This is a genomic window from Streptomyces sp. NPDC037401 (genome assembly GCF_055602345.1).
Map to the genome: position 1 here is coordinate 21,472 of NZ_JBVJWO010000054.1, position 20,120 is coordinate 41,591.

At 71.0% G+C, this 20,120-nt stretch carries 19 protein-coding genes; 16 read left to right on the forward strand and 3 right to left on the reverse strand.

The genetic code is table 11. From position 1 onward, the window contains the following. Positions 1 to 37 precede the first annotated feature (37 nt). From dnaK to ACZ7H1_RS35415, 4 genes are read left to right on the forward strand one after another with little or no spacing between them, the layout of a single operon-like run. Positions 38 to 1,903, forward strand: coding sequence for a molecular chaperone DnaK (gene dnaK, locus ACZ7H1_RS35400; protein WP_470792406.1), 1,866 nt, complete (start codon positions 38 to 40; stop codon positions 1,901 to 1,903). Continuing rightward, positions 1,903 to 2,544, forward strand: a complete 642-nt coding sequence (grpE, locus tag ACZ7H1_RS35405) for a nucleotide exchange factor GrpE (RefSeq protein WP_470792407.1) — start codon at positions 1,903 to 1,905, stop codon at positions 2,542 to 2,544. Before dnaK ends, grpE begins: the two co-directional genes overlap by 1 nt. 52 nt (positions 2,545 to 2,596) lie before the next feature. Further along, entirely contained in the window at positions 2,597 to 3,769 is a 1,173-nt protein-coding gene (gene dnaJ / locus ACZ7H1_RS35410) for a molecular chaperone DnaJ (protein WP_470792408.1), read from the forward strand. Between the two features lie 2 nt (positions 3,770 to 3,771). Beyond that, the gene (locus tag ACZ7H1_RS35415) at positions 3,772 to 4,218 is read left to right on the forward strand and encodes a heat shock protein transcriptional repressor HspR (protein ID WP_470792410.1); all 447 of its coding nucleotides are present in this window, start codon (positions 3,772 to 3,774) and stop codon (positions 4,216 to 4,218) included. A 65-nt stretch (positions 4,219 to 4,283) separates the two neighbouring features. On the opposite strand, the gene ACZ7H1_RS35420 is transcribed toward ACZ7H1_RS35415, so the two are convergent. After that, positions 4,284 to 5,300 carry a helix-turn-helix transcriptional regulator gene (locus ACZ7H1_RS35420; RefSeq protein ID WP_470792411.1) on the reverse strand — a complete coding sequence of 339 codons (1,017 nt, stop codon included), beginning with the start codon at positions 5,298 to 5,300 and terminating at the stop codon, positions 4,284 to 4,286. 345 nt (positions 5,301 to 5,645) lie between these two features. Here ACZ7H1_RS35420 and ACZ7H1_RS35425 point away from each other — a divergent pair, with 345 nt between their 5' ends. After that, positions 5,646 to 5,960, forward strand: coding sequence for a Rieske (2Fe-2S) protein (locus ACZ7H1_RS35425; RefSeq protein ID WP_226731654.1), 315 nt, complete (start codon positions 5,646 to 5,648; stop codon positions 5,958 to 5,960). A gap of 126 nt (positions 5,961 to 6,086) precedes the next feature. Here ACZ7H1_RS35425 and ACZ7H1_RS35430 read toward each other — a convergent pair whose 3' ends face one another. Continuing rightward, positions 6,087 to 6,491, reverse strand: coding sequence for a pyridoxamine 5'-phosphate oxidase family protein (locus ACZ7H1_RS35430; RefSeq protein ID WP_470792413.1), 405 nt, complete (start codon positions 6,489 to 6,491; stop codon positions 6,087 to 6,089). Positions 6,492 to 6,662: 171 nt separating this feature from the next. Here ACZ7H1_RS35430 and clpB point away from each other — a divergent pair, with 171 nt between their 5' ends. The 5 genes from clpB to ACZ7H1_RS35455 all read left to right on the forward strand — a co-directional run bounded on the left by clpB (position 6,663) and on the right by ACZ7H1_RS35455 (position 11,758). Further along, positions 6,663 to 9,248, forward strand: a complete 2,586-nt coding sequence (clpB, locus tag ACZ7H1_RS35435) for an ATP-dependent chaperone ClpB (RefSeq protein ID WP_470792414.1) — start codon at positions 6,663 to 6,665, stop codon at positions 9,246 to 9,248. Positions 9,249 to 9,414: 166 nt separating this feature from the next. Continuing rightward, positions 9,415 to 9,957 carry a type III secretion system chaperone family protein gene (locus ACZ7H1_RS35440; RefSeq protein WP_470792416.1) on the forward strand — a complete coding sequence of 181 codons (543 nt, stop codon included), beginning with the start codon at positions 9,415 to 9,417 and terminating at the stop codon, positions 9,955 to 9,957. Between the two features lie 101 nt (positions 9,958 to 10,058). After that, positions 10,059 to 10,604 carry a SixA phosphatase family protein gene (locus tag ACZ7H1_RS35445; RefSeq protein WP_470792417.1) on the forward strand — a complete coding sequence of 182 codons (546 nt, stop codon included), beginning with the start codon at positions 10,059 to 10,061 and terminating at the stop codon, positions 10,602 to 10,604. A gap of 302 nt (positions 10,605 to 10,906) precedes the next feature. Then, positions 10,907 to 11,086 carry a hypothetical protein gene (locus tag ACZ7H1_RS35450; protein WP_470792418.1) on the forward strand — a complete coding sequence of 60 codons (180 nt, stop codon included), beginning with the start codon at positions 10,907 to 10,909 and terminating at the stop codon, positions 11,084 to 11,086. A gap of 186 nt (positions 11,087 to 11,272) precedes the next feature. Next, the gene (locus ACZ7H1_RS35455) at positions 11,273 to 11,758 is read left to right on the forward strand and encodes a prevent-host-death family protein (protein ID WP_470792419.1); all 486 of its coding nucleotides are present in this window, start codon (positions 11,273 to 11,275) and stop codon (positions 11,756 to 11,758) included. Between the two features lie 420 nt (positions 11,759 to 12,178). Here ACZ7H1_RS35455 and ACZ7H1_RS35460 read toward each other — a convergent pair whose 3' ends face one another. Beyond that, a complete protein-coding gene (locus ACZ7H1_RS35460) occupies positions 12,179 to 13,366 on the reverse strand; it encodes a pyridoxal phosphate-dependent aminotransferase (RefSeq protein ID WP_470792420.1) in 1,188 nt (395 codons plus the stop codon). A gap of 672 nt (positions 13,367 to 14,038) precedes the next feature. Here ACZ7H1_RS35460 and ACZ7H1_RS35465 point away from each other — a divergent pair. The 6 genes from ACZ7H1_RS35465 (at position 14,039) to fbaA (ending at position 19,989) form a co-directional block, all read left to right on the forward strand. Further along, positions 14,039 to 14,557, forward strand: coding sequence for a DUF2617 family protein (locus ACZ7H1_RS35465; RefSeq protein ID WP_470792421.1), 519 nt, complete (start codon positions 14,039 to 14,041; stop codon positions 14,555 to 14,557). Positions 14,558 to 14,683: 126 nt separating this feature from the next. Continuing rightward, positions 14,684 to 16,384 carry a polyamine aminopropyltransferase gene (locus ACZ7H1_RS35470; protein WP_470792422.1) on the forward strand — a complete coding sequence of 567 codons (1,701 nt, stop codon included), beginning with the start codon at positions 14,684 to 14,686 and terminating at the stop codon, positions 16,382 to 16,384. A gap of 46 nt (positions 16,385 to 16,430) precedes the next feature. Further along, the gene (locus tag ACZ7H1_RS35475; protein WP_470792423.1) at positions 16,431 to 17,342 is read left to right on the forward strand and encodes an SRPBCC family protein; all 912 of its coding nucleotides are present in this window, start codon (positions 16,431 to 16,433) and stop codon (positions 17,340 to 17,342) included. Positions 17,343 to 17,369: 27 nt separating this feature from the next. Then, positions 17,370 to 18,152: an aldose epimerase family protein gene (locus ACZ7H1_RS35480; RefSeq protein WP_470792424.1), complete on the forward strand. Its 783-nt coding sequence runs from the start codon at positions 17,370 to 17,372 to the stop codon at positions 18,150 to 18,152. Between the two features lie 35 nt (positions 18,153 to 18,187). After that, on the forward strand, positions 18,188 to 18,727 hold the full coding sequence (gene pyrE, locus ACZ7H1_RS35485) for an orotate phosphoribosyltransferase (protein WP_470792425.1): 540 nt from the start codon (positions 18,188 to 18,190) through the stop codon (positions 18,725 to 18,727). A 239-nt stretch (positions 18,728 to 18,966) separates the two neighbouring features. Then, a complete protein-coding gene (fbaA, locus tag ACZ7H1_RS35490; RefSeq protein ID WP_470792426.1) occupies positions 18,967 to 19,989 on the forward strand; it encodes a class II fructose-bisphosphate aldolase in 1,023 nt (340 codons plus the stop codon). Positions 19,990 to 20,120 lie beyond the last annotated feature (131 nt).

Here is a 20,120-nt window from a genome sequence, read left to right on the forward strand (position 1 = left end):
CTTGAGTCCGTTCCACTCAAGTCATGGAGGAATTGAAATGGCACGTGCGGTCGGCATCGACCTGGGCACGACTAACTCCGTCGTCAGCGTTCTCGAAGGCGGCGAGCCCACCGTCATCACCAACGCAGAGGGCGCCAGGACCACGCCGTCCGTCGTCGCCTTCGCCAAGAACGGCGAGGTTCTCGTCGGCGAGGTCGCCAAGCGCCAGGCGGTCACCAACGTCGACCGGACCATCCGCTCGGTCAAGCGCCACATGGGCACGGACTGGAAGATCGAGCTCGACGGCAAGAACTTCAACCCGCAGCAGATGAGCGCCTTCATCCTGCAGAAGCTCAAGCGCGACGCCGAGGCGTACCTGGGCGAGAAGGTCACCGACGCGGTCATCACCGTTCCGGCGTACTTCAACGACTCCGAGCGCCAGGCCACCAAGGAGGCCGGCGAGATCGCGGGTCTGAACGTCCTGCGCATCGTCAACGAGCCCACCGCGGCCGCCCTGGCCTACGGTCTCGACAAGGACGACCAGACCATTCTCGTCTTCGACCTCGGTGGCGGCACCTTCGACGTGTCGCTCCTCGAGATCGGCGACGGCGTCGTCGAGGTCAAGGCCACGAACGGCGACAACCACCTCGGTGGCGACGACTGGGACCAGCGCGTCGTCGACTACCTGGTCAAGCAGTTCCAGAACGGCCACGGCGTCGACCTCGCCAAGGACAAGATGGCGCTCCAGCGTCTGCGCGAGGCCGCCGAGAAGGCGAAGATCGAGCTCTCGTCCTCGACCGAGACCACGATCAACCTGCCCTACATCACGGCCTCCGCCGAGGGCCCGCTGCACCTGGACGAGAAGCTCACGCGCTCTCAGTTCCAGCAGCTGACCGCGGACCTCCTGGACCGCTGCAAGACCCCGTTCCACAACGTCATCAAGGACGCCGGCATCCAGCTGTCCGAGATCGACCACGTGGTCCTGGTCGGCGGCTCCACCCGCATGCCCGCCGTGGCCGAGCTCGTCAAGGAGCTCACCGGCGGTCAGGACGCCAACAAGGGCGTCAACCCGGACGAGGTCGTCGCCATCGGCGCCACCCTCCAGGCCGGTGTGCTCAAGGGTGAGGTCAAGGACGTCCTGCTCCTCGACGTGACCCCGCTGTCTCTTGGTATCGAGACCAAGGGCGGCATCATGACCAAGCTCATCGAGCGCAACACCACGATCCCGACCAAGCGGTCCGAGATCTTCACGACGGCCGAGGACAACCAGCCGTCCGTGCAGATCCAGGTCTACCAGGGCGAGCGCGAGATCGCGGCGTACAACAAGAAGCTCGGCATGTTCGAGCTGACCGGCCTGCCGCCGGCCCCGCGCGGTGTCCCGCAGATCGAGGTCTCCTTCGACATCGACGCGAACGGCATCATGCACGTGACCGCGAAGGACCTCGGCACGGGCAAGGAGCAGAAGATGACCGTCACCGGCGGCTCTTCGCTCGCCAAGGACGAGGTCGACCGGATGCGCCAGGAGGCCGAGCAGTACGCGGAGGAGGACCACCGCCGCCGCGAGTCCGCCGAGGCCCGCAACCAGGCCGAGCAGCTCGTCTACCAGACCGAGAAGTTCGTCAAGGACAACGAGGACAAGGTCCCGGCCGAGGTCAAGACCGAGGTCGAGTCCGCTGTCGCCGAGCTGAAGGAAAAGCTCAAGGGCGAGGACACCTCCGAGATCCGTACCGCCACCGAGAAGGTCGCCGCGGTCTCGCAGAAGCTCGGCCAGGCCATCTACGCCGACGCCCAGGGTGCCGCGGGTGCCGCGGGTGCCGCGGGTGCCGACGCCGGCCAGGCCGGTGCCGCGGGCGCCGACGCCGCCGACGACGTCGTCGACGCCGAGATCGTCGACGACGAGAAGCCGAAGGGCGGCGCTGCCTGATGACGGAGGAGACCCCGGGCTTCGACGAGAAGCCCGAAGTCCCCGCCGACGGCACGCCCGACGAGCCGCAGGCCGCCGACTCCGCCGACAAGGCGGAGGGGGCGGCCCCGGCCGGGGAAGCAGCACAGGACGCAGGCCGCGAGACGGCCCTGCTGGCCCAGCTGGACCAGGCCCGTACGGCGCTCGGCGAGCGCACCGCGGACCTCCAGCGCCTCCAGGCCGAGTACCAGAACTACCGTCGCCGGGTGGAGCGGGACCGCATCACGGTCAAGGAGATCGCCGTCGCGAGCCTCCTGACCGAGCTGCTCCCCACGCTCGACGACATCGGCCGGGCCCGCGAGCACGGCGAGCTGGTCGGCGGGTTCAAGTCGGTGGCCGAGTCCCTGGAGACGGTCGCCGCCAAGATGGGCCTGCAGCAGTTCGGCAAGGAGGGCGAGCCCTTCGACCCGACGATCCACGAGGCCCTGATGCACTCGTACGCGCCGGACGTCACCGAGACGACCTGCGTGGCGATCCTGCAGCCGGGGTACCGGATCGGCGAGCGCACGATCCGCCCCGCGCGGGTCGCGGTGGCCGAGCCCCAGCCGGGGACGGCCGCCAAGCCGGAGGGCTCCGACGACTCCTCCGGTGAAGACGAGTAAGACGAGCAGGACGAGCAACGAGTAACACCCGGCAGCGGGAGGAGGGACGTCGATGAACACGAAGGACTTCGTCGAGAAGGACTACTACAAGGTTCTCGGCGTCCCCAAGGACGCCACCGAGGCCGAGATCAAGAAGGCGTACCGGAAGCTCGCCCGCGAGTTCCACCCGGACGCCAACAAGGGCAACTCCGAAGCCGAAGAGCGCTTCAAGGAGATCTCCGAGGCGAACGACATCCTCGGTGACCCGAAGAAGCGCAAGGAGTACGACGAAGCGCGTGCTCTCTTCGGCAACGGCGGCTTCCGTCCGGGCCCCGGGGCCGGCGGCTCCTTCAACTTCGACCTGGGCGACCTCTTCGGAGGCGCCCAGGGCGGGGGAGGGGCCGGCGGCTTCGGGGGCGGCCTCGGCGACGTGTTCGGCGGGCTGTTCAACCGCGGCACGGGCCCGGGGACGCGTACCCAGCCGCGCCGCGGCCAGGACATCGAGTCCGAGGTCACCCTGAGCTTCACGGAGGCCGTGGACGGCGCGACCGTCCCGCTCCGCATGTCCAGCCAGGCCCCCTGCAAGGCCTGTTCGGGCACCGGCGACAAGAACGGCACCCCCCGGGTCTGCCCGACCTGCGTCGGCACCGGCCAGGTCTCGCGCGGCGGCGGTGGCGGCTTCTCGCTGACCGACCCCTGCGTGGACTGCAAGGGCCGCGGGCTGATCGCCGAGACCCCCTGCGAGATCTGCAAGGGCAGCGGCCGGGCCCGGTCCTCGCGCACCATGCAGGTCCGCATCCCGGCGGGCGTCTCCGACGGCCAGCGGATCCGGCTGCGCGGCAAGGGCGCCCCCGGCGAGCGCGGCGGTCCCGCCGGCGACCTGTACGTCGTCGTCCACGTGGACAGCCACCCGGTCTTCGGCCGCAAGGGCGACAACCTGACCGTCACCGTGCCGGTCTCCTTCGTGGAGGCCACGCTCGGCGCCGACGTCCGGGTGCCGACCCTCGGCGGCCCCCCCGTGACCCTGAAACTGCCCCCGGGCACGCCGAACGGCCGCACCATGCGGGCGCGCGGCAAGGGTGCGGTCCGCAAGGACGGCACCCGCGGGGACCTGCTCGTCACCGTGGAGGTCGCGGTGCCGGCGGAGCTGTCCGACAAGGCACGTGAGGCCCTCGAGAACTTCCGCAGCGCCACCGCGGGCGAGGACCCCAGGGAAGAGCTGTTCCAGGCCGCGAAGGGAGCATGAGCATGGACGGCCGACGACGCAATCCCTACGAACTGACCGACGAGTCGCCGGTGTACGTCATCTCGGTGGCCGCCCAGCTCTCCGGTCTGCACCCGCAGACCCTGCGCCAGTACGACCGCCTCGGCCTGGTCTCCCCGGACCGCACGGCCGGCCGCGGCCGGCGCTACTCCGCCCGTGACATCGAACTGCTCCGCACCGTCCAGCAGTTGTCGCAGGACGAGGGCATCAACCTGGCCGGCATCAAGCGGATCATCGAACTGGAGAACCAGGTCGCCGCGCTCCAGCAGCGCGTCGCCGAGCTCTCCGCCGCCGTCGACGGCGCGGCCGTCGCCATGCAGCAGCGCGAGGCCCAGGTCCACGCCTCGTACCGGCGCGACCTGGTCCCGTACACGGACGTCCAGCAGACCAGCGCCCTGGTGGTCTGGCGCCCCAAGCGCCCGATGGACTGAGCCCGGCCCGGCCCGGCCGCGCTGCGCGCCCCTGAAGGCCCCTCCCGGCTGTCCCGGAGGGGCCTTCAGTCGTCCTCGGGGGCGTCCAGGATTCCCGACTGGGCGATCAGGTAGCCGAGTTGGGCACGGCTGCCGCTGCCGAGGTGGGTGGCCAGCTTGGCGATGTGCGCCCGGCAGGTGCGGACGTTCATGCCGAGGCGGCGCGCGATGGCCTCGTCCACGTGGCCCTCGACGAGCAGTTGGGCGATGGAGCGCTGCACGCCCGAGATGCCCGTGGGCGTGCGGTTGTACGGGATCTGCTCCCGCAGCGGGATCGCCCGCCGCCACAGCTGCTCGAACACCTTGATGAGGTACGCGACCACGCTGGGGTGCCGCAGTTCCAGGGCCACCTGCCGGTCGTCGCTCGCCGGGATGAAGGCGACCGTCGTGTCGAAGATGATGAGCCGCTCGAACAGCTCTTCCAGGGTGCGCACTTCGACCTTGCCGGCGGAGATGCGCTCCACGTAGGCCAGTGTGCCGCGGCTGTGCCGCGCGGTGTGCTGGTAGAGGGTCCTTATGCTGACCCCGCGGTCGGTGAGCGGCTGGTCGCGCTCCAGGGCCTCTGTGAGGGCGATGACGGGCCGCGCCCCGCCGGGCTGGATCGTGAGCATCTCCGTGTGGCAGTCGGCCGTGGCGAGGTTGAGTGCGGCGTTGATGCGGTCGATGCCCTCGAGAACCGTGATGGCATGGGTGCTGGCGGGGTTCTGCGCACTGATCGCGAGGAACGGCTCGAACGCTTCGGACAGTTCGAGCGAGTCGCGCCTGCGGTCCTGAATCTCTCGCTCGATCGGGTGAAGACGCTGCGCGAGTGCGACGCTCGGCGGAACCGGGCGGAGAGAGTTGGCGTCATCTGGGTCGGGCTGAAGAAGGGCGAATTCGAGCAGGCACGGAGCGTTCTTCACATCCGCACGGGCGATACGGCCCGTGCGCAGCGCGCTGGCGTAGAGGCGCGTCCCCTCGCCGCACAGGGCAGCAACCGAGTGGGGATGTGTCGGCTTTGTGCTGTGTATGGGCAAATCTCCACCCCCCAGGGTCCTGAACATGCAAGAACATGATGCATCGTCCCTGTGGCATTGACGTGCCCGAATGAGCCATCGTCTTGTCTCGCGGGGGAGAGGATTTCATCAAGTGAGGACGAAGCCGACCATGAACAAGAGAATGCTTCGCTCGGCGCTTGCCACTGTCATCTTCTCGGCTGTGGCCTGCGGGGGGTTTGTCGAGGCAGTCACGCCGGGTGTGGCTGAAACCCAGCGGGCTGCGGGCGGGCCTCCGGACAGCGGGTGGCATATGGCCCCTGTCGACAGTGGATGGCGTCCGGCCGCTCCTGCGGACGGCTCCGACTCCTTGGCGGACGCGGATGCCGCCTCCCTTCCCGCCGGGATGTCGGCATGACTCCTGACGACCGCTCTTTCCGCAGGGAGATGGCCTCCGCCTACCGTTCCGGCTGGCAGTTCGTGGACCTGGTCACGGCGATCCCCCACGCCGGCGACTCTTTGATGGTCACCCTGTTCGGCCAGCCGATCGTCGTCGTCCGCGAGGAGGACGAGGACGTCCGCGCCTACCGGTGCCTGCGCAGGCCCCGGGGCGCACCCCAGCCCGTCCGGTGCGAGATCCGGTACGGAATGGTCTTCGTCAACCTCGATCAGCGTGACCACCAGCTCTTCGAGCCCGATATCACCACCGCCACCCCCCGCAGTGCCTGACGCGATTCCCCCGTCGTTCCACATCGCGCAGGCGCTTCCCCCACACAACGGCGCCATCGTGGACCTGAACACGATGGCGCCGTTGTGTTGCCCGCGTCCATCCCAGGACCAGCCAATCTGCGGCCGCTATGCGCGGCCCATCGCGCGGTCCAGCGTGATCTCGATGACGACCCGGTCCGGGTTCGGGGACGGCGTGCGCTCGTAGCGCTCCGCGTAGCGGGCCACCGCGTCGGCGACCGCCTCCTCGTCCGTACGCACCACCGCGCGCCCTTCCAGGGTGGCCCAGCGGCGTCCGTGCATCTGGCAGACCGCGACCCGTGCGCCGCCCGGCTGCGCCGCCAGGATGTTGCGGACCTTCTTGCTGTTCTTGTTGCTGATCACCCGTGCCACCCCGGCCCCGGGGTCGTACGTCACGCCCACCGGCACCACGTGCGGCGTGCCGTCCGGCCGCGGGGTCGTCAGCGTGCAGATGTGCCGCTCCCGCCAGAAGGCGAGGTACTCCGGCGTCGGGTTCAGTGGATCGAGGGACATGCCCCGAGCCTAAGGGCAGGTCCCGTGGGCCGGTCGGCGGTCCCGTACGGCCCCGGGGGGCCGAAACTTGCCTTGAGTGGAATAGACTCAACTTTGTGCAGGTTGACTGAGTCAGTCTTCAGTCGGACGTGCCGATCGCCCCAGAGGCGCCCGAGAGAGGAGAAGCCGTACGTGGACGCCGAGCTGACCAACAAGAGCCGTGAGGCCCTGAACGCCGCCACCAGCAGGGCCGTGAAGGACGGGCACGCGGACCTGACCCCCGCGCACCTGCTGCTGGCCCTCCTCACGGGCTCCGAGAACGAGAACATCACCGACCTGCTCGCCGCAGTGGAGACCGACCAGGCCGCCGTGCGCGCGGGCGCCGAGCGGCTGCTCGGCGAGCTGCCCAGCGTGACCGGGTCCACGGTCGCCCCGCCGCAGGCCAGCCGCGAGCTGCTCGCCGTCCTCGCGGACGCCGACCAGCAGGCCGGCCGCCTCGGCGACGAGTACCTCTCCACCGAGCACCTGCTCATCGGCCTCGCCGCCCGCGGCGGCCGCGCCGGCGAGCTGCTGGCCGCACAGGGCGCGACCGCGAAGAAGCTCCTGGCCGCATTCGAGACAGTACGAGGAGGACGGCGGGTGACCACCCCCGATCCGGAGGGCCAGTACAAGGCCCTGGAGAAGTTCGGCACCGACTTCACGGCCGCCGCCCGCGAGGGCAAGCTCGACCCGGTCATCGGCCGGGACCACGAGATCCGGCGCGTCGTACAGGTCCTGTCCCGCCGTACGAAGAACAACCCGGTCCTCATCGGCGAGCCCGGCGTGGGCAAGACGGCCGTCGTCGAGGGCCTGGCCCAGCGGATCGTCAAGGGCGACGTTCCCGAGTCCCTCAAGAACAAGCGGCTGGTCGCCCTGGACCTCGGCGCGATGGTCGCCGGGGCCAAGTACCGCGGTGAGTTCGAGGAGCGCCTCAAGACCGTCCTCGCCGAGATCAAGTCGAGCGACGGCCAGATCATCACCTTCATCGACGAACTGCACACCGTCGTCGGCGCGGGCGCCGGCGGCGACTCCGCCATGGACGCGGGCAACATGCTCAAGCCCATGCTGGCGCGCGGCGAGCTGCGCATGGTCGGTGCGACCACCCTCGACGAGTACCGCGAGCGCATCGAGAAGGACCCGGCCCTGGAGCGCCGCTTCCAGCAGGTGCTGGTCGCCGAGCCGAGCGTCGAGGACACCATCGCGATCCTGCGCGGGCTCAAGGGCCGCTACGAGGCCCACCACAAGGTCGTCATCAACGACGGCGCGCTGGTCGCGGCCGCGACCCTGTCGGACCGGTACATCACCTCCCGCTTCCTGCCCGACAAGGCCATCGACCTGGTCGACGAGGCCGCGTCGCGGCTGCGGATGGAGATCGATTCCTCCCCGCTGGAGATCGACGAGCTCCAGCGGTCCGTGGACCGCCTGCGGATGGAGGAGCTGGCGCTGAAGAACGAGTCCGACGCGGCCTCGAAGGAGCGCCTGGAGCGGCTGCGCAGGGACCTCGCCGACAAGGAGGAGGAGCTGCGCGGCCTGACCGCCCGCTGGGAGAAGGAGAAGCAGTCCCTCAACCGCGTGGGCGAGCTCAAGGAACGCCTCGACGCCCTGCGCGGTCAGGCCGAGCGGGCCCAGCGTGACGGCGACTTCGACGCCGCCTCCCAGCTGCTGTACGGGGAGATCCCGGCGCTGGAGCGGGAGCTGGAGGAGGCCACGGAGGCCGAGGCCGAGGTGGCCGTGGACACGATGGTCAAGGACGAGGTCGGCCCGGACGACATCGCGGACGTCGTCGGCTCCTGGACCGGCATCCCGGCCGGGCGCCTGCTGGAGGGCGAGACGCAGAAGCTGCTGCGGATGGAGGCCGAGCTCGGCCGCCGCCTGATCGGCCAGGAGGAGGCCGTACGGGCCGTCTCCGACGCGGTGCGCCGGACCCGCGCCGGCATCGCGGACCCGGACCGGCCGACCGGGTCGTTCCTCTTCCTGGGCCCGACCGGCGTCGGCAAGACCGAGCTGGCCAAGGCGCTGGCCGACTTCCTCTTCGACGACGAGCGGGCGATGGTCCGCATCGACATGTCGGAGTACGGCGAGAAGCACAGCGTGGCCCGGCTGGTCGGCGCGCCGCCCGGCTACGTGGGCTACGAGGAGGGCGGTCAGCTCACCGAGGCCGTGCGGCGGCGCCCGTACTCCGTGGTGCTGCTGGACGAGGTGGAGAAGGCCCACCCCGAGGTCTTCGACATCCTGCTCCAAGTGCTCGACGACGGCCGCCTCACGGACGGCCAGGGCCGGACCGTGGACTTCCGCAACACCATCCTGATCCTGACGTCCAACCTCGGCAGCCAGTACCTGGTGGACCCGGCGATCGGCGACGAGGCGAAGAAGGAGAAGGTCCTGGAGACGGTCCGGGCATCCTTCAAGCCGGAGTTCCTCAACCGCCTCGACGACCTGGTGGTCTTCTCGGCCCTGACCCGGGACGAGCTGGCCCACGTCGCCGAGCTCCAGATCGGCTCGCTGGCCCGGCGGCTGGCCGAGCGCCGGCTCACCCTGGAGGTCACGCCGGAGGCACTGGCGTGGCTGGCCACCGAGGGCCACGACCCGGCGTACGGCGCGCGGCCGCTGCGGCGGCTCATCCAGACCGCGGTCGGCGACCGGCTGGCCAGGGAGATCCTGGCGGGCGAGGTCAAGGACGGCGACACCGTGCGCGTCGACGTCGCGGGTGACGGCCTGCTCGTCGGGCGCGCGCTCTAGTGCTGTGACCGCCCGGTCGCGCTGAGCAGCGGAACTCCCGGACCGGGCGGGATCCGGCCCTTCGGGGCCGGATCCTGTCCGCTCGCAGCGGATCGTGGTGGCGGGGGTTGCCACGGGGTAGGCGCGATGGGGGAGTATGGCGGTATCCGCACGAAGGGAAAACACGGTGAGCATCGACCCGGCCTCGATTCCGAATTTCGGAGGGCAGCAGCCCGAACCGCAGGCCTCTGGACCGGCGGGTCCCGTCGTGCCCGATCAGGACCTCGTCAAGCAGCTCCTCGAGCAGATGGAGCTGAAGTACGTCGTCGACGACGAGGGTGACCTCGCGGCGCCGTGGGAGGAATTCCGCACGTACTTCATGTTCCGTGGCGAGGACGAGCAGCAGGTCTTCTCGGTGCGGACGTTCTACGACCGCCCGCACAAGATCGAGGAGAAGGCCCAGCTTCTCGAATCGATCGACGACTGGAACCGCCGCACCCTGTGGCCCAAGGTCTACACCCACACCCACGACGACGGCTCGGTCCGCCTGATCGGCGAGGCTCAGATGCTGATCGGCACCGGCGTCTCCCTGGAGCACTTCGTGTCCTCCACGGTCAGTTGGGTCCGCGCCTCCATCGAGTTCGACAAGTGGCTCGTCGAGCAGCTCGGCCTGGAGCAGGAGATCGACTCTGCCGACGGTGAGCAGGGCGAGCAGGGCGACGCGCAGTAGTACGCCCCCCGGTGTGCCGTGGCACGCCGACGGGCACATGAGGGCCCGGCCGCTTTCCCAGCGGCCGGGCCCTGCGGCGTTCCGCGTGCCAGTCTGGGGTCATGGAACCCGGAGTGCGCAGTGAGCGGGGCGGCCGGCGGCTGGTGCTGCTGCGGCACGCGAAATCCTCGTGGGACGTCGCCGACGACGCGGCGGACCGGGACCGGCCGCTCGCGGCGCGCGGCCGCCGGGACGCGCCGGTGGCCGGCCGACTGCTGCGCGAAGGCGGTTGGCTGCCCGACCTCGTGGTCTGCTCGCCGGCCCGGCGGGCCCGCGAGACGTGGGAGCTGGCGGCGGGCGGACTGGGCGCAGAGGTGCCCGTACGGATCGAGGAGCGGGTCTACTCCGCGGGCGCGGATCCGGCCGGGCTGGCCGGTGTCCTGCGCGAGCTGCCCGCGGAGGTCGCAACGGCGGTGCTGGTCGGACACAACCCGGGCATCGAGGACCTGGCGGACGAGCTGACGGACGAGGCGGAGGGCGACGCGCTGGTCCGGATGACGGCCAAGTTCCCCACGGCCGCCTTCGCGGTGCTGTCCTTCGACGGCCCGTGGACCGCGCTCGGCACGGCCACGGCACGCCTGACGGCCTTCGTCGTCGCCCGGGGCTGACCGCCCCGGCATCCCCGGCATCCCCCGGACATACAGTCCCCGGCGGGCCGCGTTCGAGTTTCCGTGTACCTCAGTCGTCGCTGACGGCGCCGGTTCCTCGTGGGTCCCCGCCGGGGGCCTGGCCAGAGCCTTGAAAGGTCACGCGAGTCGGATGACGTCTCCGCCGACAGGTGCGGCTCTCTCCGGTATTCCGGTGTATGTCCAGTCTCCTCCGCATTTGCCCTGAGTCAAGGGCCCACAGCCCCGCCCTTCCCGGCCCCTGCTCCTCACAGCCTCTGCAGCCGGGCCGGGCCGACGGAGTGGTGGACCCCTGCGCCCGGGAAGTCGTCCTCCACACCCAGCCGACCGGCACCGGTTACATCGCGGCGCACACCCACACGCACGGCACGGGCAAGCTCCCCGTTCCGCTGGCCGACGGCCGCACCTTCACCCTCGGCTTCCACGAGCTCCCGCGTCCGGAGCCCGAGGTGGACGCCCGCTGACGGACCCCCTGCGCAGCCGTGCCGGGGGCGCAACGTGAAGTGGCGTGAGTTTCAGGACGCGAGGCGTCGAAGACGGCTGGTGGCCTCCTGGAGGACCTCGTCCTTCTTGCAGAAGGGCAAGGCGTGAGCATCGGAATGCAGCACACACCCCTGGCACTCAGAGCACAATCTGAGTACAGTCTGAGTATGAGCCTTGCTTACCTGGGAGCCGAGCCCGAGTCGGTGTCGTTCACTGACCTGTCAAGAAACCCGAAGGCTGTAGCCGCCCGGGCTGCAGCCCTTGGTGCTCTCCGCGTCACCCATCGGGACGCGCCCGACATGGTGCTGACGACTGCCGTGCACGCGGAGCGCACCGAGGAGAACCTCACGACGGCATCCCGGCTCTTCCTCGCGCTCATGAAGCACGACGACGGAGCCCGCTCACTCCTGCTGGCCTTGCCTGAAGTCTTTCCGTGGGTGCGACACCTGGACGGCGAGGAGATGCGCGCTTTCACGGTGGAACTTCTGGAAGCGCTTTCCGATGCGGCAGAACTGGGTGCCAGGGAGGCTGTGCACCGGGCGCTTGTCTCCTGGCGGGCGACGGCTCGGATCAACGCCGATCCGGAACAGCTCAAGGAAGCGCTGCGCCCGCTCGACGGGGAGGGCCTGGGTCCGGTCGAGGTGGGCGGGTGAGCCCCGAAGAAGGGCGATCGTGTCAGCGTTCCGCCGCTGAGCGGATGGAACGTCGTCTTCGGGTCAACCGATGCGGTGACGGGGTGGGAGGAGCTGTGCCGCGCGGCGCTGCCCAGTGCCCACCGCTGCCTTGAGGCGCTGCGCACCGACCCGTTGTCGCGTGACAACTGGAACCGTCAGCATCAGCTCCGTGGAAGACTCGCCACGAAGGAGTGGAAGGGATCACTTCTGGACCAGTGGGAGTTCGAGGTCACAAGCGGCGGCCGCGTGCGCTACCTGGTCAGCCCTGAGACATCGACCGTCGTTCTGGTCTACGCGTCTACTCGGCACCCGAAGGACACCGAATAGCTCGTCTCTCCCGTGCGGCTGGAGCCGGCTGAAAGGCCTGGCCCCACGCCCGCACGTCCATCTGGCCGGCTCTCAGCGGGCCAGCCGACCGAGGCGCTCAACCGCCTCCTGGAGGACCTCGTCCTTCTTGCAGAAGGCCCAGCGGACCTGGGTGCGGCCGGCGTCCTTGTCGTCGTAGAAGACGGCGTTCGGGATGGCGACCACCCCGCAGCGTTCCGGGAGGCGGCGGCAGAAGTCGATGCCGTCCGTCTCGCCGAGCGGGGCGATGTCCGTGGTGATGAAGTACGTGCCCGCCGGGGCGTAGACCTCGAAGCCTGCGGCGCGCAGGCCCTCGGAGAGGATCTCCCGCTTGCGGGACATGTCGGCGAGGAAGCCGGCGTAGAAGGAGTCGGGCAGGGCGAGTGCCTCGGCGACCGCGTACTGGAACGGGCCCGAGGAGACGTACGTGAGGAACTGCTTCGCCGAGCGGACCGCCGAGACCAGCGCCGGGGAGGCCATGGCCCAGCCGACCTTCCAGCCGGTGAAGGAGAAGGTCTTGCCGGCGGAGGAGATGGTGACCGTGCGCTCGCGCATGCCGGGCAGCGAGGCCAGCGGGATGTGCGCCGCGCCCTCGAAGACCAGGTGTTCGTAGACCTCGTCGGTGATGACGAGCAGGTCGTGGGCGACGGCCAGCTCGGCGATCAGCTCCAGCTCGGGCCGGGTGAGGACCGTGCCGGTGGGGTTGTGCGGGGTGTTGACGAGCAGCAGCCGGGTCCGCGGGGTGACCGCGGAGCGCAGCTCGTCCGGGTCGAGCCGGAAGGCGCCCTCGTGGGGGCGCAGGGTGACCGGCACGCGGGTGGCGCCGGCCATCGCGATGCAGGCGGCGTACGAGTCGTAGTAGGGCTCCAGGGCGATGACCTCGTCGCCCGGTTCGAGGAGGGCGAGCAGGGCGGCGGCGATGGCTTCCGTGGCGCCCGCCGTGACCAGGACCTCTGTGTCGGGGTCGTAGGTGAGGCCGTAGAAGCGCTGCTGGTGCCCGGCGACGGCGCGGCGCAGTTCGGGGATGCCGGGGCCGGGCGGGTACTGGTTGCCCCGGCCGTCGCGGACCGCGCGGACGGCGGCCTCCGCGATCTCGGCCGGGCCGTCCGTGTCGGGGAATCCCTGGCCGAGGTTGATGGAGCCGGTCGCCGTGGCCAGGGCGGACATCTCCGCGAAGATCGTCGTGCCGAAGGCGGCGAGACGGCGGTTGAGGAACGGGCGCGGTGCGGTCATGGGCGCCATCCTGGGCCGAACCTCTGGACTTGCTCAAGTGTGCTTTGGGCCGTGCCGGGCCCGGGAATCCCCCTGACACGCGGGACGCGGGGGTCCCGCTCCCTCGGGGGACCGAGGTGTCAGCGAAGGAGGCGGGGGCCGTGTTCATTGCCTTTGCCGTTCTCATCGTCCTTCTGGTGGCCGGATTCGTGTGGGTGCTCGCCAGGGGCGGCCGCTCCGGAAGCCGGACGAGCCGCAGCAGCGGGCGCAGCAGCTGGTGGGGTGACGGCGGTTCGTCCCACGGCGGGGCGTCCTGCTCCAGTGGTTCGTCGTGTTCCGGTGGCTCGTCCGGTGGCTCGTCCGGCGGGTCCTCCTGCGGCGGGGGAGGCTGCGGGTCCAGCTGACACGGGGCAGCGGGCACCGCAAAAAGGAAAGGACGTCCGGCCGTGCCAACTGCTGCCGGACGTCCTCCTGTTGAACAGGTGAACTGGATAGCCCCCGAGGGGATGTAAACCCCGTCAAGTTGGGTAAAAACGCTGTGAGTGCCGTGCCTTTCATGATTCCCTCGGTTGAGTAGACCAGTCCTCGGACCCTCTGGACTCCTGGACTTCCTGTTGGATCCGAGCCGGCGAGACCCCACCCGACTGATTCCGGCCGGGGCGAGTCCGGCCCACCTCCCTTGCGCGTTTGCGGAGCCGACTCATGCTCACGACCCTCAAGACCACGTACACCGACACGCGTGCTGCCGATCTCGCCTGGGCCCTGGGGCGCGATCCGCTGCCCGCGCTGTCGGTGCTCCAACTCGATCTGACGGGCGCGAAGGTCGAACTGCGCCTGCTGGGCGCCTCCCATCAGGTGCTCCTGGAGGAGGGGGACGTCCTCTGTTCGGAGACGGTCGCCTGTATGCCCGGCAGCAGTACGCCGCTCCCGCTGGGGGTGGCCAAGCGGATCGGCGACTGGGAGTACGAGTTCGCCGCGCGCGTCGAGACGCTCTCGCAGGGCTCGTTCGCGGGGCGCGCGCAGGAGCTGCTCGCGCTGGTCGCGGACCACCCGAACGGCCTTGCGGGGACGTTCCCCGGCAGTCCGTACGCCTTCACCGCGATGCTCGCCCAGCGGCACGAGGGCCAGGTGCGCTGGCGCACCTGGCACGCGTATCCGCAGGAAGGGCAGCTGGTGGCGACCCGCACCCGGGTCGGGGTGCGGATGGCCGCGGCGGTCTGAAGCGCCGGGGCGTGCGGACGTGCGTGCGCCATGGCACGAACGTTCCGCCAACTGGGCCAAGCAGTGCGCCAGTTGCACCCATGTGGGTGACGGGGCGCGAGCATGCCGTGACGTACGGTTCGGCCCATGATCGACCGTTCCCCTCGCCGCGGTGGGGAGGCCCCGAGCGCTCCAGTCGCGTCCGTCGTGTCCGCCGAACTCCCGGCACCCGCCGGTGTGTCCGCGGCCGCGTCCGCCGCCGGGTCCGCCGCGCAGGAGGCGGTCCTGCCCGTGGGGCCGCGCGCGGGACGCCTGCTCGTCCTGGCGACCGTCTTCGTGTGCGCCGCGTGCGGACTCGTGTACGAGCTGGAGCTCCTCGCCCTGGCCTCCTACCTGATCGGGGACTCCGTCACCCAGGCCTCCGTCGTGCTGTCCCTGATGGTCTTCGCGATGGGCGTCGGCTCGCTGCTCGCCAAACGCCTGCGCGAGCGCCCGGCCGCCGGGTTCGGGGCCGTCGAGGCGGTGCTCGCGCTGGTCGGCGGCCTGTCGGCGACCGCCCTGTACGCGAGCTTCGCCTGGCTGGGGGAGTCCCGGCCGGTGCTCGTGGCGTTCTCCCTCGCCATCGGCGTGCTCATCGGCGCGGAGATCCCGCTGCTGATGACGCTGATCCAGCGGGTCAGACTGCAGGACGCGGGCGGCGCGGTCGCGGACCTGTTCGCCGCCGACTACGTGGGCGCGCTGGTCGGCGGGCTCGCCTTCCCGTTCCTGCTGCTGCCGCTGCTCGGGCAGCTGACCGGCGCCATGCTCACCGGCACCGTCAACGCCGCCGTGGGCGGAGCCCTCGTGCTCTGGCTGTTCCGCCGCGACCTCACCCGGCGGGCCCGCTGGCTGCTGCTGGCCGCGAACGTCTCCGTCCTCGCCGTGCTGGCCACCGCGACCGTCCTCGCCGACGACTTCGAGGAGGCGGCCCGCCGCGCGGTGTACGGCGACGAGGTGCGGGTCGCCGTCCAGACCGACGTGCAGGAACTGGTCCTGACCGGCCCCGGCCGGGGCTCGCCGCGCTCGCTCGACCTCTACCTCGACGGCCGGCTGCGGGTCAGCGGCTACGACGAGCACCGCTACCACGAGGCGCTGGTGCACCCCGCGATGAACGGCACCCGGCAGCGGGTCCTCGTCCTCGGCGGCGGCGACGGCCTCGCCGCGCGCGAGGTGCTGCGCCACCCGGACGTCCGGTCCGTCACCGTGGTCGAGCTCGACCCCGGCGTGGTGCGGCTGGCCCGGACCGACCCGATGCTCGCCGCGCTCAACGGGCACGTGTACGCCGACCCGCGGCTGCGCGTGGTCAACACGGACGCGTTCCGCTGGCTGCGCGAGACCGGCACCCGGCACCCGTACGACGTGATCGTCTCGGACCTCCCCGACCCCGGGATCACCCCGAGCACCAAGCTGTACTCGCAGGAGTTCTACGGGCTCGCCGCGCGCTCCCTGCGCCCCGGCGGCCGGATCGCGGTGCACGCCGGGCCGCTCACCACCCGGCCGCGCACCTACTGGACCATCGAGTCCACGCTGCGCGCCGCGGGCCTGGCCACCGTGCCGTACAGCGCCGGCGGGCGGCTCTCCGGATTCGCCGCCGGACCCGACCGGTCAACCGGGCGCACCGGATCCCCGCAGGACTGGGGCTTCGTCCTGGCCGCGCCGGGACGGGCTCCGGCGCTGGGGGTCCGCGGGGACGGCGACGGGCTGTTCTCGCTCTCCACGCAGGCCCTGCGGGAGGCCGCCCGGGAGGCGGAGCGGCTGCGGATCCCCGGACTGCCGCCCTCGACGCTGCCGCATCCGCGGTACACGTGAGCACGTACGGGTGCAGGAGGGGCACTCGTCGGTAGGCTCGGATGTCATGGAGCATCAGGTGTTCGTTCCGGTACCGGCAGAGAACCTCCGTGCAGTGCTGCGGGACCCCGCGCGCGTGGCCCGATGCGTCCCCGGGCTCCAGCGGGACGCGGACGCGGACTCGGGTCCGCTGGCCGGCCGGCTCAAACTCCGGGTCGGGAACAACACCGTCACCTACCGGGGCGCTCTCACCCTCGTGGAGCGGGATCCCGGCACGTTCGAGGTGACGGGCGTGGGCACCGAGGTGCGGGGCACCGGGGCGGTGAAGCTGGCCCTGACGGTGCGGCTGCGGCCGGTGTCCGGCGGCACCCAGCTCGAGCTGACCGCGACGGGCACCGCGGACGGCCGCGCGGCGTCCTTCGAGCCCGGCGCCCTGGGGACCGCGGCCCGCCGCGCGCTGGACCGGGCGGCCGGGCACCTGTCGGCACTCGCGGCCGCGGACCTCCAGGAGCCGGGGCACCCGGGCGGGATGGACACGGAAGCGGATGCGGATGCGGAGAAGGAGGCGGAGAAGGAGACGGAGGCCGCCGCCGGGTCCGGCACCGCCGCCGCTGCGGACGCCGATGCCGCCGATGCTGCCGATGGCGCCGATGACGACGAAGGCGACCACGACGGGGCGGGGCCCGACGCGCTGCCCCTGTTCGAGGCCGAGGTGCCGCCGCCCTCGCTGGACCCCTTCCTGGACGACGAGTTCATGGATGCCGGACGGCCGCCCGCCGAGGCCGCCCACGCCCGCCGCACCATGATCGGCCGCAGTGCCGAGGAGGTGGACCACGCGCCCCCGCGCGGCCGGTACGCCCCCGTGCCCGGCCCCGACGCGGGGGCCGCCTCCGGCCCGATGCGCTGGATCGCCCCGGCCGCCGCCCTCGCCCTCGCCTCGGCCGTGGTGGCAGCGCGTGTGCTGCGCCGCCGCCGGTGAGGCCCGTACGGCCGTAGGGTCGTGGGCATGAGTACGCAACTGACGGCGGGTGGCGCCGAACTGGTCGTGGATCAGGAGAACGGCTGCCGGATCAGCAGCCTGCGGATCGACGGGACCGAACTGCTGCGGCAGGGATCCAAGTACGGGGTGTTCCCCATGGTGCCGTGGTGCGGCCGGATCGAGGGCGGCCGGTTCCGCAACGGCGGAGCCGTGCACCAGATGCCGCTCAACGCCCCGCCGCACGCCATCCACGGCTTCGGCCGCGACGCCGCCTGGAAGCCAGCCCGGGTGGACAAGGCCGAGGCGGCCTTCACCTACGACCTGACCGACCCGTGGCCGTACCCCGGCCGGGTCACCCAGACCTTCGAGCTGACCGAGGACGCGCTGACCCTCGGGATGGGCATCGAGACGTACGGCGACTCCTTCCCGGCCCAGGCCGGCTGGCACCCCTGGTTCCTGCGCAACCTCGGCGACGGCGAGGACGTACGCGTCGACTTCGAGCCCGCCTGGCAGGAGGAGCGCGGCGAGGACCACCTCCCCACCGGCCGCCGCATCGAGCCCGGGCCCGGTCCGTGGGACGACTGCTTCGGCATGCCGTACGGCGTCGACGTCACCCTGACCTGGCCCGGCCGGCTGGAGCTGAAGGTCACCAGCCGGGCCGAATGGGTGGTCGTGTACGACGAGCAGGCCGAAGCCGTCTGCGTGGAACCCCAGTCCGGCCCGCCCAACGGCCTCAACACCCTGCCGCGGCTGGTCACGCCGGTCGACCCGCTGGAGATCGGCGCCACCTGGACCTGGCGCAGGCTCTGACCCGGGCCCGCCCCGCACCCCCTAAGCTCAAGGCCATGAGTGACGTACGTGGTGAGCTGCTCCAGCAGATCAAGGACAAGGCCGTCGTGCACGGCAAGGTGATCCTCTCCTCCGGGATGGAGGCCGACTGGTACATCGACCTCCGCCGCATCACCCTCGACGGCGTGGCGGCCCCGCTCGTCGGTCAGGTCATGCTCGACCTCACCGCCGAGCTCGACTTCGACTGCGTCGGCGGCCTGACCCTGGGCGCCGACCCGGTCGCCACCGCGATGCTGCACGCCTCCGCGGCCCGCGGACAGCGCCTCGACGCGTTCGTGGTCCGCAAGGCGCAGAAGGCCCACGGCATGCAGCGCCGGATCGAGGGCACCGATGTGAAGGGCCGCCGCTGCCTGGTCGTGGAGGACACCTCGACCACCGGCGGCTCCCCGCTGACCGCCGTCGAGGCGGTCCGCGAGGCCGGCGGCGAGGTCGTGGCCGTCGCCACGATCGTGGACCGCGGTGCCACCGACGCCATCGCCCAGGCGGGACTGAAGTACCTCACCGGGTATCAGCTGTCGGACCTCGGACTGTCCTGATCCCGGACCGGGGGAACTGGGGACCAAGGTCCCGTGAATCCCCCGGGCGGGGCCTGACCTGCTCTTTTCCCGCACCCTTGCGGGACTGCCGGTGCAGGGCGGAGTGTTTCACGTGAAACGCTCCGCCCCGCGCGGGTGGAGCGTTGCGCCGAGTCTGGAAAGATATGCCGCGACGGCGACGTCGCACCCAGGTCAGGGCCAGCAATCGCACACTCCCCGCACATCCAAGGAGCGGACAGATGCCCATCGCAACCCCCGAGGTCTACAACGAGATGCTCGACCGGGCGAAGGCAGGCAAGTTCGCCTACCCGGCCATCAACGTGACCTCGACCCAGACCCTGCACGCTGCGCTGCGCGGCTTCGCGGAGGCCGAGAGCGACGGCATCATCCAGATCTCCACCGGCGGTGCGGAGTTCCTGGGTGGCCAGTACAAGAAGGACATGGTCACCGGCGCGGTCGCCCTGGCCGAGTTCGCGCACATCGTCGCGGCGAAGTACGACATCACCGTCGCGCTGCACACGGACCACTGCCCCAAGGACAAGCTGGACGGCTACGTCCGCCCGCTGCTCGAGGTGTCCGCCGAGCGCGTGGCCAAGGGTCTGAACCCGCTCTTCCAGTCGCACATGTGGGACGGCTCCGCCGAGACCCTCGCCGACAACCTGGCCATCGGCCAGGAGCTGCTGGCCAAGGCCGCGGCCGCCAAGATCATCCTTGAGGTCGAGATCACCCCGACCGGTGGCGAGGAAGACGGCGTCAGCCACGAGATCAACGACGAGCTGTACACCACCGTCGACGACGCGATCCGCACCGCCGAGGCCCTGGGCCTGGGCGAGAAGGGCCGCTACCTGCTCGCCGCCTCCTTCGGCAACGTGCACGGCGTCTACAAGCCGGGCAACGTCGTCCTGCGTCCCGAGCTGCTGAAGGACCTGCAGCAGGGTGTCGGCGAGAAGTACGGCAAGACCAGCCCGTTCGACTTCGTCTTCCACGGCGGCTCCGGCTCCTCCGAGGAGGAGATCGCCACCGCGCTGGAGAACGGCGTCGTGAAGATGAACCTCGACACCGACACCCAGTACGCCTTCACCCGCCCGGTCGCGGACCACATGTTCCGCAACTACGACGGTGTCCTGAAGGTCGACGGCGAGGTCGGCAAGAAGTCCACCTACGACCCGCGCACCTGGGGCAAGCTCGCCGAGGCGAGCATGGCCAAGCGCGTCACCGAGGCCTGCGCGAACCTGCGCTCCACGGGCACCCGCCTGAAGTAGCCACGGGCGCACCACGGCTCAGCCGGGGGGGGGGGGGGGGGGGGGGGGGGGGGGGGGGGGGGGGGGGGGGGGGGGGGGGGGGGGGTCGGGGGGGGGGGGGGGGTGGGGGGGGTGGGGAGGGTTGGGTGGGG

Coding starts and splice junctions, on each gene's coding strand:
- grpE (WP_470792407.1), top strand. CDS start 1,903: ATGACGGAGGAGACCCCGGGCTTCGACGAGAAGCCCGAAGTCCCCGCC.
- pyrE (WP_470792425.1), top strand. CDS start 18,188: ATGAGTGACGTACGTGGTGAGCTGCTCCAGCAGATCAAGGACAAGGCC.
- dnaJ (WP_470792408.1), top strand. CDS start 2,597: ATGAACACGAAGGACTTCGTCGAGAAGGACTACTACAAGGTTCTCGGC.
- ACZ7H1_RS35475 (WP_470792423.1), top strand. CDS start 16,431: ATGGAGCATCAGGTGTTCGTTCCGGTACCGGCAGAGAACCTCCGTGCA.
- ACZ7H1_RS35480 (WP_470792424.1), top strand. CDS start 17,370: ATGAGTACGCAACTGACGGCGGGTGGCGCCGAACTGGTCGTGGATCAG.
- dnaK (WP_470792406.1), top strand. CDS start 38: ATGGCACGTGCGGTCGGCATCGACCTGGGCACGACTAACTCCGTCGTC.
- ACZ7H1_RS35465 (WP_470792421.1), top strand. CDS start 14,039: ATGCTCACGACCCTCAAGACCACGTACACCGACACGCGTGCTGCCGAT.
- ACZ7H1_RS35420 (WP_470792411.1), bottom strand. CDS start 5,300: ATGTTCAGGACCCTGGGGGGTGGAGATTTGCCCATACACAGCACAAAG.
- fbaA (WP_470792426.1), top strand. CDS start 18,967: ATGCCCATCGCAACCCCCGAGGTCTACAACGAGATGCTCGACCGGGCG.
- ACZ7H1_RS35460 (WP_470792420.1), bottom strand. CDS start 13,366: ATGGCGCCCATGACCGCACCGCGCCCGTTCCTCAACCGCCGTCTCGCC.
- ACZ7H1_RS35470 (WP_470792422.1), top strand. CDS start 14,684: ATGATCGACCGTTCCCCTCGCCGCGGTGGGGAGGCCCCGAGCGCTCCA.
- ACZ7H1_RS35445 (WP_470792417.1), top strand. CDS start 10,059: ATGGAACCCGGAGTGCGCAGTGAGCGGGGCGGCCGGCGGCTGGTGCTG.
- ACZ7H1_RS35415 (WP_470792410.1), top strand. CDS start 3,772: ATGGACGGCCGACGACGCAATCCCTACGAACTGACCGACGAGTCGCCG.
- ACZ7H1_RS35425 (WP_226731654.1), top strand. CDS start 5,646: ATGACTCCTGACGACCGCTCTTTCCGCAGGGAGATGGCCTCCGCCTAC.
- ACZ7H1_RS35430 (WP_470792413.1), bottom strand. CDS start 6,491: ATGTCCCTCGATCCACTGAACCCGACGCCGGAGTACCTCGCCTTCTGG.
- ACZ7H1_RS35455 (WP_470792419.1), top strand. CDS start 11,273: ATGAGCCTTGCTTACCTGGGAGCCGAGCCCGAGTCGGTGTCGTTCACT.